8 protein-coding genes and 1 pseudogene are annotated in these 12,992 nt (G+C 50.1%); 1 reads left to right on the top strand and 8 read right to left on the bottom strand.

All coding sequences use genetic code 11. From position 1 onward, the window contains the following. Positions 1-2: 2 nt before the first annotated feature. From CCB157_RS11885 to CCB157_RS11860, 6 genes and pseudogenes are all read right to left on the bottom strand, one after another. Positions 3-2,533, bottom strand: a pseudogene (locus CCB157_RS11885) (beta-mannosidase). Positions 2,534-2,720: 187 nt separating this feature from the next. Then, complete coding sequence (locus CCB157_RS11880) at positions 2,721-3,782, bottom strand: BtaManbiosPhlase (protein WP_077616106.1); 1,062 nt, start codon at positions 3,780-3,782, stop codon at positions 2,721-2,723. 31 nt (positions 3,783-3,813) lie between these two features. Next, entirely contained in the window at positions 3,814-4,767 is a 954-nt protein-coding gene (locus CCB157_RS11875; protein ID WP_077616105.1) for an MTP-1 family protein, read from the bottom strand. 163 nt (positions 4,768-4,930) lie between these two features. Next, positions 4,931-5,761, bottom strand: a complete 831-nt coding sequence (locus CCB157_RS11870) for a carbohydrate ABC transporter permease (protein WP_077616104.1) — start codon at positions 5,759-5,761, stop codon at positions 4,931-4,933. Then, positions 5,748-6,629, bottom strand: a complete 882-nt coding sequence (locus CCB157_RS11865) for a carbohydrate ABC transporter permease (RefSeq protein ID WP_077616103.1) — start codon at positions 6,627-6,629, stop codon at positions 5,748-5,750. The genes CCB157_RS11870 and CCB157_RS11865 overlap by 14 nt, the downstream gene beginning before the upstream one ends. Further along, entirely contained in the window at positions 6,629-7,945 is a 1,317-nt protein-coding gene (locus tag CCB157_RS11860; protein WP_077616102.1) for an extracellular solute-binding protein, read from the bottom strand. Before CCB157_RS11860 ends, CCB157_RS11865 begins: the two co-directional genes overlap by 1 nt. A 387-nt stretch (positions 7,946-8,332) precedes the next feature. On the opposite strand from CCB157_RS11860, the gene CCB157_RS11855 reads away from it, so the two are divergent. Further along, the gene (locus tag CCB157_RS11855) at positions 8,333-9,346 is read left to right on the top strand and encodes a substrate-binding domain-containing protein (protein ID WP_077616101.1); all 1,014 of its coding nucleotides are present in this window, start codon (positions 8,333-8,335) and stop codon (positions 9,344-9,346) included. 58 nt (positions 9,347-9,404) lie between these two features. Here CCB157_RS11855 and CCB157_RS11850 read toward each other — a convergent pair whose 3' ends face one another. After that, positions 9,405-11,189 (bottom strand): LTA synthase family protein, encoded by a 1,785-nt coding sequence (locus tag CCB157_RS11850; protein ID WP_158077295.1) that lies wholly within the window; start codon positions 11,187-11,189, stop codon positions 9,405-9,407. A 462-nt stretch (positions 11,190-11,651) separates the two neighbouring features. Then, the coding region (gene xylB / locus CCB157_RS11845) for a xylulokinase (protein WP_143287030.1) at positions 11,652-12,992 on the bottom strand (1,341 nt) is incomplete at its 5' end.

Here is a 12,992-nt window from a genome sequence, read left to right as displayed (position 1 = left end):
CATCAACAACCTTCAACAAACGTCATTCGGGCGGGTTCGGAGCCGACGGCGGTGACCCGGAGCGTCTCCCACGGCAGCGCTCGACCGTCCGCTTGGTCGATGCGCACCGTTTTGGAAACCCCCGGCATAAGATCGAAGAAATTATCTTCAAAGATGAGCTGATCGCTGTCCAGTTCGATCGTCACCATGCGGGCGAAAACATCGGTTTGCACCGTCACCTTCCGGTTTTCCCGGTCGACGGCAACGGTCAAGCGCGGAACGGGGAAACGCATGTCCTTATGATCGCGGAAATAATAATAGTTTTCATTCGCCTGGCCTTTCGTCGACCGCAAAACCATGAACACTTCACGGGGATCCCGCCCGGTCAACGCCACGGCTTCAGGCACTTCATCGATTTGGGCGGCCGCGTTGGCCGGAACGCGCACGGTCCACCGTTTGGAAAACACCGTTTCTCCACTGAAATCATAAACGGCCAATTCAATCTCATCTTCATACTCCGCCAAACGGTCGTTGACGACCCACACCTTGACGGGCTGACCGGGGTCGTGATCAATATTTAAAAGAAGCGGGTGAAAGAATTTCTTCGCATAATAATAGGAAGCTTTCGGAAGCAAGTGATAGTCGATCAACGACCAACTCGTGCCCGGCCAGCAATCGTTTAACTGCCAGATGAGGGCGCCGCTCGTGTTCGGCTTATTCCGTCGGTAATGTTCCACGCCGTACTTTAAGCCTTCCGCTTGCGTCAGCATGGAGTAAGCCAAATACTCATCGATGTTTTTGGGAACGCCGGTATAGCCTTCCATCAACAGCAGGCCTTTGGGATGATGAGCGTCTTTGTTCCGGTAGGCCATTTCCTCGCTGCCCCAGTAAAATTCGTTCTCCGGGATATACTTCCGCAACGTGTAGCGGTTGGAAGCCGCGTGCATGCCGAATTCGCTGACGAATTTGGCCGTATCCTTTTTGTAATTCTTAAAGGAAACGCCGCTGACGCTATAATCGACTCTTTGGGGCTCGCCGAATTTTCTCGGTTCGACGTTCCCATGCCACACTTGCCAATTATGGCTGTCCCCGTAGTCTCTCGAATTATGATCGTTTCCGCCATATGGAGAGCTCGGCCAGTATAACCGCGTCGGATCGAGTTCTTCCAACAGAGCGGGAATTAATTCGTGATAAATTTTTTCGCCGTAAAAGGGATGAGCGATTTCCCCGGAGCTTTTCATCACTTCATAGATCCAATCGTTTTCATTGTTGCCGCACCAGATGGCGAGGCTCGGATGGTTCCGCAGCCGTTTGACCGTCAGCGTGATTTCTTTTCGGACGTTTTCCATGAAGTTTCGGTTATAGTCGGGATAAAGGGCGCAAGCGAACATGAAATCCTGCCAGACCAATATCCCCAGCCGGTCACACGTCTCGTAAAAAACGTCCTTTTCGTAAATTCCCCCGCCCCAAACGCGAAGCATATTCATGTTGGCGGCCTTCGCCATTTCAATTAAGCGGTGATAGCGGGAATCCGGAGCCGACGCGATCAAACTGTCGACCGGTATCCAGTTGGCTCCCTTGGCGAACAACTTGACGCCGTTCAACACAAAGGTGAAGCGGGGATTTCCGTTTTCATCCGATTGCTGCACCTCAAGGGTGCGAATGCCGAAGCGGAAGCACTGGCGATCGACCGGCTGCCCGTCCGCGTACAACGTTGCGGTGATCTCATAAAGATGGGGCTCGCCGAGATCGTGGGTCCACCACAATTTCGGATGTTCGACTTCCAAGGTCACCGCGGTGTGCGGGCCGTCGATGTCAACGGTTTTGGACACTTCCCGAAGGTCGTCGCGGATGGATAGATCGAGCGTGTATGTCTTGTCTTTCACAAACCGCGCGACATCGACCGCGATGTCCACGAAAGCCCGATCGCCCGTCACGCCGCGCGTTTCGCGAAAACATCTTCAATCTTCGCATAGGTTCGTTTCTCGAGGCGGACGCCTTGCCAAATCCCGGTCGTGACAATTCTCGGCCCCCAGTCCCAGCCGAATTGGGATTGCGCCTTCCGCGTCCAGATGCGTTCCGGGCTGAAGGCCGACCAATAGTTTTGCGCTTTTTCTTTGACATGCAGACGGATCGGTTCGAATTTAACGGCCAGGACATTCCGCCCTTGTTTGATTTCTCTCGTCACGTCGAACGTATGGCGGATGAACATGTTTGCCGCCGTCCCCAGTTCCAAGCCGTTCAGATAAACGGTGGCGAACGTATCCAAGCCTTCAAAGATCAATTCCAAACGATCTTCCGGATGGAGCGGCTCATGGAACTCAAAAGTTTTGCGGTACCACCACACTTTGTTCTCGACCCAGCGGCATTTCAAATCGTTGTGGCCATAGAAAGGGTCTTCGATTAGACGATGCGCTTTCAATGCGGAATGGACGTCACCGGGCACTTTCGCCGTCATCCAAAAGTGGTCCACATAATCCGGAGAAGCGATCTCCAAGTCCCGGACTTCCCCGACATCAAAGCCTTGCAGTTTCCAGTCCCCATTTAAATCCATCATGTCGACTCCCATCTTCGCGAGTGTACGTGATCATGAGCAGTGACAAATGCGTTCGAACGCCGGCTTTGCGGCTGGAACAATCCGAGAAGAAAAGAGGCATCCCTGACCGCTCGTTTGATTCTTAAAGGGGGATTCGACCAAGATCGGCAAACGGATTTTGGCTGAATCCCACCTTCATTCATGGTCAATCATAAGTCAGCGATTCAAGGATTTCATTCAGGCTTAATTCCGCACAGGCCATCGACGTATCCGACACGCCGTAATACATCTTTACGACATCGCCTTCGACCAAGGCGCCGCAAGAAAAGACGACATTGCCGAAAAATCCTTCTTTTTCATAATCCGCTTCCGGTTCGAGAATCGGCGCATCGGAACGGGCGATGATGCGGGTCGGATCGTTTAAATCCAAGAGAACCGCTCCCATGCAATAGCGTTGGTCTTTGGAAGCGCCGTGATAGAATTCAAGCCAGCCTCTTTCGGTTTTGATGGGCACCGCGCCGGCGCCGATGCGACCGCTGTCCCATTTATCCTCCCGTAACCCGAGCAGATGGCGATGGTTGCCCCAATGGATCAGATCGGGGGATTCGGCCATCCATATTTCCGGCGCACCTTTGCTTTTCGGCACCGGACGGTGAAGGGCGTAATATTTTCCGTTTATTTTTTCGGGAAAAATGACGACATCCTTATTTTCCGGCGGAAAAATCATGCCGTGATGTTCATAGCTTTTAAAATCCGTCGTGGACACGAGCGCCTCGCCAACGCCCACGGGCGACGCGGCGCTGAAATAAATATAGTAAGTGTCGCCTATTTGGGTGATGCGCGGATCCTCCACGCCAAAGATTTCAAGTTCATTCGACGGATAGATAAAAGGTTCATCATCGATGACAAACCGGCGGCCGTCGCGACTGCGGGCGATGCGCAAATAAGAAAGGGATGTCAAATATTCAAACCCCGTCGTATCCCCGCGCCGGCGAATGACGCGGGGATCCGAGAAATCATAGGCCGGATCATCTAGGCGAAAATCCAAGATGTCGAGCGCGTTCTTATCGGGACGATAGACGGGCGCTTTCACAATGTTATTATCGTCGCTGATCGGCCGCTCGGCGACGCGCAACAGCATGATGATTTCATCTTTATATTTGGCAATGCCCGCATTAAACGCCCCGATCACTTCAAAATCATCCCTGTGCGGCCGGACATGAGCCGGTGTGACAAGCGGATTTTCTTCATAACGGTAAACTTGCATCTCTAGTAAACTCCTTTTCTTACAGACGTCGCTATCCATGTTGTTCATAAGGTAAAAAAGGATCCGGTACCGTAATTTTTTGCGCTTCCGCATCACTGATGCCGGCGTAGAACTCGGCGGTTCCATCGCCTTTGCGGATCAAACCGCCGCTGAACACCACATCTTCCAGATCGGGCCGTTTCGCCGGGCCCGGAAGAAAATGACTGCGGGTCGCCAGCAAAGTGATGTCGGAACAATCGCCCGTATCCATGTTCATGACGAAGGTCATCGGATAGTAATGGCGTTTGCCCTGTTCATCAAAGCAGGCAATATGGCCCAGAACGCCGACTAAGTTGTTCGCCAATAGATGGAGTTCGTTCACGCCGCCCCATTCTTCATCGATGAATTGGTTGGGAATCAACGGGGCGGATTCAATGACTTCAATGGTCAAGTCTTCCAATCTCGCAATCCGGGTGAAGCCGATTTTTCCCCGTCCGCCTTTGGCGCCCTGAGGCCTTGTGAAAACGCCGATCGTGCCGTCTCTTAATTCGATCAGCCGGATATCCTTCATGCCATCAGGGCCCTGAGTGAACATTTGCAAGCCGTCAAGATTGTGTCCTCGATAAAACAGCGTGCGCCAGCCCAATTCCCCTTCTTTTTCGGGGTGCGGATAAATCTGCACGCCGCCGAGGAGCAGCTCTCCGCCGATTCGGGTAATGAACGGATCTTGAAGCTCAAAGACCGGCGCCTGCTCCTTCGGAACCCAACGCCCATCTTTTTCGACAAAAAAGTACACTTTGGAATAATGGCTGTCGCGCGGCTCCACGCGGCCGGCAATCACCCGCTCGCCGTCCGCTTCAAAGGGCGCCGTGATGTTATAAACATCGTGTTCGCCCACCCCGGAAAAGATCAGTTTTTCAGGATTGGCGGGTTTTTGGGCGCTCTCGGAATAAGCCTTTAACAATTCGGCGATCGCCTTTGCTTCACGCGCTTTGTTTTGAATCATTCAGTTTCCTCCACTCCATTCCTCCATAATAATTTTTGATTTGGCGAATTTGGCGGTTTGCCAAGGCGTAATCCGTGTAATAGATGGTATCGGTCATCATCCTTACAAATTTTTTATCCGGATTCGCATCGTTTTTCAACTGGTTTGTCCGGGATGGATCCCCCTATTTGAGCGTGAACTGCATGCCTTCATGGAATTTTTTCGACAACAGCAGGAAGATGATAATGATGGGCAGCGTCAACAATACGGCCGCCGCATACATCGGCCCGGGATACGTGCCATAGGGGCCGAACATCTGTGACAGCAAAACGTTCAGCGTCAGCATACGGTCACTATTGGTCACGATCATGTCCCACAGCAATTCCGTCCATCTTTCCATAAAAAGGAACAGAAAGATGACGGTCGTGATCGATTTGGACATCGGCAATACGATTTTAAAAATGATTTGCCACGTCGAAGCGCCGTCCAATTTCGCCGCTTCGATGAACGTATCGGGGATGGCCCGGAAAAAGTTCGTGTACATGAAAATCGCCCATAGGCTGAGCGCCTTCGGCAAAATCATGCCCAAATAGGAGTCGTACATCCCCATTTTCTGGACGAGCAAGAACGTCGGAACCAACAAAATCAATGCCGGGAAGAACATTTGAAACAAGATGATGTTGTTGACCACATGCCTGCCTTTAAATGGAATTTTCGACAACGCATAGGCCACCATCACTCCGAAGAGCATCATGAGAAACGTAGACGCCGCGGACACGATGACGCTGTTGAAAAACGCGTGGATCCACGGCCTCGGGATCACCGCTTCACCGCCGCCCAACAGCCACTCATAAGAGCGCAAGGTGTAATGGGTCGGTATGAGTTTCCGGTCGACTTGATCCCAGGCGGCAAAGGAATTCAAAACCATATAGACATAAGGGAACACCATAATCGCCAACAACCCGATGGCTATGACATAGCGGATGATGATGCCCGTTTTCTTAATCCCAGCCATTGCGCTTACCCCACCATTCCATGAGTCTTCGGATGATATAAATGGAAATGAAGGTCACGACGGAAGCGATAATCGCGATCGCCGAAGCATAACCCGCCTGCAAGTTGGTGAACGCTTGCTTGAAGATTTCCATTTGCCACGTGTTGGTCGCATTGTTCGGACCGCCGCCCGTTAATTGGTAAACTTCCGTAAAGATGCCGAACGTCACGCCCACCGCCAAAATGAGGACGGTATAAAGCGCCGGATACAGCAACGGCAGCGTGATTTTCCAAAACCGTTGCCAAGCGTTGGCGCCGTCGATCTTCGCCGCTTCATACACATCTTGATTGATGCTTTCCAATCCCGAGGTCAAGATGAGGGCATAATAACCCGTAAACTTCCAAGCGATCATGACCGAAACGACGACCAGCGCAGAAAATGGCGTACCCAACCAGTCGATGTCCAGTCCGAATCGATGCCTTAAAAAGATGTTAACCGGGCTGTTATAAGATAAAATCCCTTTGACGATGAGCGAGGACACGACGCCCGAAGCAAGGTAGGGCAGGAAAAAACCGACCAAAAACAGCCCTTTAAATTTCGGCAACGCATGGACGACGAACGCGACGATCATCGAGGAAACGACGACCATCGGCACGAACACAATGAGAAACTTAAACGTGACGAAAAACGCCGCATGGACGCCGGCGTTTTTCAGGGCCTTGATGTAATTCGAGAAGCCCTCGAAATTGAACGTCGGCGCGATCAAGTTCCAATTCGTGAAGGATAAAAAGATCGACCAAACAAGCGGGATCGCGAAAAAAATGACAGCATACAAAAGGTAAGGACTGGCAAACAGCCAGCCCAACCTCCCTTGTCCCTTATGCCTCATTATTTAAGCTCTCCTTCGATCGCCTTTTTCATGGCCTCCCAGCCTTTTTGGGGATCGATTTTGCCTTGTACAACCGGATTGAAGGCTTGCTGACCGATTTGCGTTTGGATATCGTTGTATTTCGGATTGTCGATCGCCGGGATGGCATAAGGGATTTCAGCCGCATACGGTTTCAATTCCGGATGCTTATCGAAGTAGGAAGTAAATTGCTCGTTCGTCGACAAGTCGTCGCGAGCCGGTAACAAGCTTGTTTTTTCCATCAGCTTCAGATCGTTTTCAGGATGGGAGAAGACCCATTTCATAAACTGCAGCGCGGCTTTTTGCTGCGCTTTCGTCGCCTGAGCGTAGATGACCAGACCTTTCGTATCGGCAAACGTATACGCATGGTCGGATTTTAAGTCATCCGGAACCGGCGGCGTCGATAACACGAACGTTTTGTTCAGTTGCATTTCCGGATATTTATCTTTCCACATCGTAAACGTCCAGGGTCCGAGGTCGCTGAAAATGCCTACGCCTGTTTCAAACGGATCTTTGGCTTTCTTGGTCAGAAGCGCATGTTGTTTTTGCAAATCCGCCATCAGCTTCAGGACTTTAACCCCGGCTTGATCATCCGCCACCCATTTGTTGCCGCTGATAAAGTTGTTGCCGTTGGACGCGGCGTGATACAGCATAAAGAAGTCAAACCAACGTTTCCATGCGGTCGGGTCGACGAGATCCGCTTTCGCCCAAATGTATTTTTCCGGATATTTCGCTTTCAATTTCTTGGCGACATCGAGCATTTCGCTGTAGGTTTTCGGAGGCTCATTATAGCCAAGCTTTTTCAAGATATCAATTCTCCAGGCGAACAACATGGCGTTGGAATAAAGCGGCGCCACGTATTGATGTCCGTCGGAAAACGTCCAGCCTTTAATGGTGTTATCCATCTTACGGGCCTTGACGACATCGTCCCAGCCGGATTGATCAAGCGGAACGATCGCTTTGCTTTGCGCCAATTCCGCGGCAAAACTTCTGTTGATGTTCTCCGACATCGTCGGTGCATTGTGACCGGCGATGGCCGCTTGAATGCTCGCTTCCGATGTCGGGCTTTCTTTCATCGGGCTGACCTTAATTTTAATGTTGGGATGTTCTTTGGTGAATTGGTCAGCCATCTCTTTCCAATACGCTTGCTGCGTCGGGTTGGGAGCCGCCCAGAAGGTGATCGTCGTCACGCCCTTCTTGGAGGCCTCTTTCCCGCTTCCGCCATTCCCCGTCGAACAGCCTGCCAATGCCGCACTGACCAAAACCAACGCTACAATGAGGGAAAGAAACTTCTTCATCCTGCATCCTCCTCTGCTTTCAGAAATGAATGGATGTCACTTCGTTGGCGCACATAATGAAATGGCAGCGTCCCCAGACGTTACATAACCTTACTTGACGACATGACAAAGAAGATTACAAAAATTATTGTAGCGCTTTCATTAACTTTACAAATTCATTATTACACCATGATAAAACCGGAGTCAACATGTATTTTAAATCATGATATAAAATTTTTTTGCCCTCTATTATGTATAAATCTACCCTATCCGGTTTACTATTTAACTATAATAAGCTATATTAATTTATATCACGTGATTTTTAAATGACACAGCATGACAAATAAACGATTCAAAAGGTCATGCCGCAATGTCTGACTTTCACCAAAGCAAAGGATTGGAATCGCGATGGCCAAGAAAGTGACGATGCAAGATATTGCCGATAAACTGAATATCTCCAAAAACTCCGTCTCCCAGGCGCTCTCCGGCAAGGGGGGCGTCAGCGAGGAAACCCGCCGGCGCGTCAAGCAAGTCGCTGAACAATTGGGATATAAATATTCAAACAATCGGAGGCAAAAAGCCAACGAGAGGAAGCGCAACATCGCATTGATCGCTTCCGATTACGCCTTTTCCCTTAAAAGCTTTTTCGGAGAAATTTACTTATCGATCGAGGCGGAAGTACATAACCAAGGCATGAACTTGTTGATTCAGTCGATCAATAAGGAGCTGGTCGATCAGCTGGCGCTGCCTCCGCTTTTTGAAACCCATCCCATCGACGGGATCCTCATCCTGTCCCATATCACGACCGAATATATCAATAAAGTCATTGCGACCGGCATTCCGACCGTGATCATCGACCATCATCACCCGCACATTAAAGCCGATGCCGTCTTGACCAATAACCGGTTCGGCGCCTATACCGCCGTGGAACATTTGCTGCAGCTCAGCCATCGCCGGATCGCCTTTGTGGGAAACATCGACTTTTCCCCTAGTTATTACGAAAGATTGGAAGGCTACCTCATGGCGCTTAGAGACTATGGCGTCAAACCGGATGAGGCGCTGATCTTCTCCAATGCTCGTGAAGAAGAAGAAATGATCGATCAATTCATCAAAAGCCTGCCGGAACAACCGACGGCATGGTTTTGCGTCAATGACGGCCTCGGCTACTTGGTCAACGCTTGTCTCCAACAAAACGGCATAAAAGTGCCCGAAGAAGCCTCCGTGTGCAGCTTTGACAACGGCCAGCTTTCCCGGATCGCCACGCCGAAAATCACGACGATGGACATCGACTTGCAATATTTCGGCCAAAAAGCCGTTGAACAACTTTGTTGGCGAATGGCGCATCGCGATGCGCCCATACAGGAGATCCTGCTTCCGACCAAATTGATTGTCCGGCAATCGACCGCCAATGCCCCTGAATGATTTAAAACGTGGGTGTCCGTCCGGGCCGCGGGGCACCCTGAAACGATTCCTTCATCTTTTATTTCACCGGCTCCTTCATTCGGAAATAATCGCCGCGGATGATCCAATCCGAGATTTTGAGCGCTTCCTTCTCTTTTTCGGGAACGTCAAACGTGACGGCATTTCCGCGGATCAACGCTTGTTCCTCGTAATCGCCGCTCGGAAGTAACACTTGGTCCGGCGAAGCGGAAAAGATGTTGTGTCCGAGCGTTTGAGAGACATAGGCTCTTTCCGGGATGCCCATTAAGTAAGCGAGCGTCGGCAGGACATCGATCTGTCCGGCGTTTTTCGTCACGACGCGCCGAGAAAAACCGGGATTGTAAATCATGAACGGGACGTTGGTATACTCCCGGATCCACGTTTCATCCGAGATCGGGCTGCCAACCAGCTTTTCCACCGAGCCGCGGTCTTGTTTGAAAATCCCTTTGTGATCGCCGTAGAGGACGATCAAAGTGCGGTCCAACAAATGCCGGGCTTCCAAATCCTTTATAAAAGCCCCGATCGCAGCGTCTGTATAATGAATGCTCTCTAAATAGTCGCCCAAAAGGCGGTTTTTCAGTTCGGGCGGCAAAGGCAAGGTTTGTTCTTTTTCCGGAATTTTAAAGGGCGTATGGCTCGTCAGCGTGATCAGGAAATCATAAAAAGGCGGTTTTTGCTTCCCGATGATTTCTCCGCATTGTGCCAAAAAGCTGCGGTCGCCGAGCCCCATGCCGATCATATCGTCACGCCGGAAATGTTCCAAAGAATAAAAGCGGTCGAAGCCGAGATGCGGATAGATTTGATCCCGATTCCAAAAATCTTTTTCATCGCCGTGAAATGCCGCCGTTTGATATCCTTGGCTTTTCAACATTTTGCCGAGGCTGAAATAGTCGTTATACGGGAAACGGAAATACGTCGAACCGGCCGCGACCGGAAAAAGCGACGTGTTGGTCAACAGCTCGGCGTCGGAACTGTTGCCGTCAATGGTTTGCGCATAAAAATGCGTAAAATAGAGGCTATGGTCCAACAGCCGGTTCAAATTCGGCGTGATCGCCTGCCCGCCGACCGAACGGCCGATGACGAAGTTTTGCAAGGATTCGACCTGAATCATGATGAGATTATAGCCGCGCGCACGGCCCGCGGCCGGCGCTTCCGAGGAAAGCGGGTAGGATTGGCCGAGGGCGGCGCGGATCTGTCGGATTTGCGGCTCAGTCAGCGACCGCTTTTGGTTCTCCGCCAAATACAGCGAATAATCAAGGGCGTGCGCGCCGAGGATTCCGTAATTTTCCACGAAAGACAGACTGGTCATCCGCCGGGTCAACGGCGCATGGGTCGCCAAAAGTTTGATCGGCTTCACGGCGATGATCATCGCGCTGAGCGCCACCATTGCGCCCATCCATAACCAACGCCTGTCGCTCTGAGGCCGGTAAAGCCAAAATCCGACGATGGGCAGGATGAGCACGGGCAGGATAAACAGAAGGTCTTGCACCTTGAAGGATTCCCATACGCTCGGCCCGAGTCCGTTCAGGTTTTGCGCTTGCATCAAGGTGTACACGGTCGGAGGCCGGTGATAATAACGAAAATATAAGAGATCGAAAAGGGCGATCGCGCTGATGAAGATTTCCGCCCCCGCCAAATAAGCGATTTTCCCCCTGCCTTTGAAAAGCAACGAAACGCTGACGATGAACAAAATCACCCCGAAGTTGGTGAAGACAGCCCCCATACTCCAGCCGCGGACCAACTGGTGATCGGCGATCGTCACTTGTAAAAACATGACCCCGAACGCGATGAAAGCCCAGATTGCATGTTGATTACGATCTGACATCTTCATTAACCTCTCTCCCCGGACACTGGTCAGACAACGCGTGAGCGCCATCCCATCGCTTTCTCATTCAGTAAAAAACAAAAAGGCCCAGATTTGGTTTTCCCATCTCTGAGCCTGTGCATACACCAAACGGCTGTGTTTGCTTTTGTAAACCGACGAAGGTTTATGGCTTAATTGACTGAAAGCGGTTATTAAAAGCAACACATGAACTGACCGTATGGCAAGTCCTATGGAATAGGTTCAACAACAATTTTTGTCGTCCAATGAGAAACGTGGCGAACGATCCAATTATAAAACGACGAATGAATATCATCCATCTTACCGAGTAATAGACATTCTACTATTACTGGTTGGTTATTATTTTCTTTCATTCGTTCAATGCAGAATTCAAATTTCATCAATACCATTTATAATGGGAATTAAGAAATTACACTGAAAAACAAATTACAACCATGCCTTGTTCTATTTTCGAAAATTCTTCAGCCGGCTGGTCAGCGGTTGGGTATTTCGATAAATGTCTTTATAAATCTTGAAGAGTTCTGCATATCGTTCAGCCGTAGCATTTCGTGGTTCGACAATGGTTTTCACCCGAATAAAGGCATCGGCACATTCCTTAAGCGAGTTGAACCAACCGCAGCCGTATGCCGCTATCATAGCCGCCCCCATGGCAGGTCCTTGTTCACTCTCCAATTTCAGAACGGGAGCGTTAAAAATATCGGCTTGAAGTTGTAGCCATTCGTCACTTTTTGCGCCACCGCCAATGGAAACAATGGATGATATCTTCTTCCCATTGTTTCTTAAGATTTCTATCGATTCGTTCAACGAAAAGGTGATGCCCTCAATGACCGCCCGGGCAAAATGGGCCGTTGTATGGGAAACATCTACCCCAATAAACGAGCCTCGCACGTCGGAATCCGCGTAAGGGGTCCGCTCTCCGACGATATAAGGTGTAAACAACAGGCCGCCTGCACCTAGATCAACCTGAAACGCCTGATGTATTACTTTTTCAAACCCTTCATCCGGAATAAAATTTCTTTTAAACCAGTCAAGCGAATAACCAGCTGCAAGCGTTACACCCATGATGTAATAAGCCTTATCTTCGACGTGGTTAAAATAATGAACGCTTCCGTCGAAGATATGATCTCCTCTGCTTTCATAAGATAAAACAACACCCGATGTCCCAATGCTGCACAGCGTATTTCCTTCCGAAAGAATCCCAGCCCCTAAAGCCCCGCAGGCATTGTCCGCTCCTCCTGCAAACACTTTAGTATTTTCCGATAAACCAACCTCTTCAGCTACGGAAGACAGAAGGTGCCCCACACATGCTGTTGAATCGACAAGCGGCGGGCATAAATCAGGCGCAATACCTAGGTAATCACACATCAAGCGGCTCCATTCTTTTTTCTCGATATCCAATAATAACGTCCCCGCTGCATCAGAAAAATCGATCGCCATCTTTCCCGTCAAACGGAAGCGCACATAATCCTTTGGGAGGAGAAAGCAGACTGCGCGCCTAAAGATATCTGGTTCATGTCTCTTGACCCATAGTATTTTTGGCAGCGTAAACCCTTCAAATGCTCTATTTTTAACATTCTTTAGCAATGTTTCTAATCCAACCGTCGCCTCGATTTCTCTGCATTCTGCAGACGTCCTCGTATCGTTCCACAGGATGGCCCTTCGAAGAGGAGTTCCTATTTCATCCAACAAAACAAGCCCGTGCATCTGCCCGGAAAAACTAATGCCCTTTACTTCTTCTGCATGTATACCGGATTTCCGCAATAAATTTTTCAAAGCGATTTCGTT

The sequence above is a fragment of the Caenibacillus caldisaponilyticus genome (assembly GCF_002003465.1).
GTDB classification, from domain to species: domain Bacteria; phylum Bacillota; class Bacilli; order Bacillales; family Sporolactobacillaceae; genus Caenibacillus; species Caenibacillus caldisaponilyticus.
Note: the sequence above shows the minus strand (reverse complement) of the source record. Positions and strands in the feature narration are given on the sequence as shown.

Excerpts from the sequence above, each read along its gene's own strand:
- CCB157_RS11865 (WP_077616103.1), bottom strand. The coding sequence starts at position 6,629 with ATGAGGCATAAGGGACAAGGGAGGTTGGGCTGGCTGTTTGCCAGTCCT.
- CCB157_RS11870 (WP_077616104.1), bottom strand. The coding sequence starts at position 5,761 with ATGGCTGGGATTAAGAAAACGGGCATCATCATCCGCTATGTCATAGCC.
- CCB157_RS11880 (WP_077616106.1), bottom strand. The coding sequence starts at position 3,782 with ATGCAAGTTTACCGTTATGAAGAAAATCCGCTTGTCACACCGGCTCAT.
- CCB157_RS11875 (WP_077616105.1), bottom strand. The coding sequence starts at position 4,767 with ATGATTCAAAACAAAGCGCGTGAAGCAAAGGCGATCGCCGAATTGTTA.
- CCB157_RS11860 (WP_077616102.1), bottom strand. The coding sequence starts at position 7,945 with ATGAAGAAGTTTCTTTCCCTCATTGTAGCGTTGGTTTTGGTCAGTGCG.
- CCB157_RS11855 (WP_077616101.1), top strand. The coding sequence starts at position 8,333 with ATGGCCAAGAAAGTGACGATGCAAGATATTGCCGATAAACTGAATATC.
- CCB157_RS11850 (WP_158077295.1), bottom strand. The coding sequence starts at position 11,189 with ATGTCAGATCGTAATCAACATGCAATCTGGGCTTTCATCGCGTTCGGG.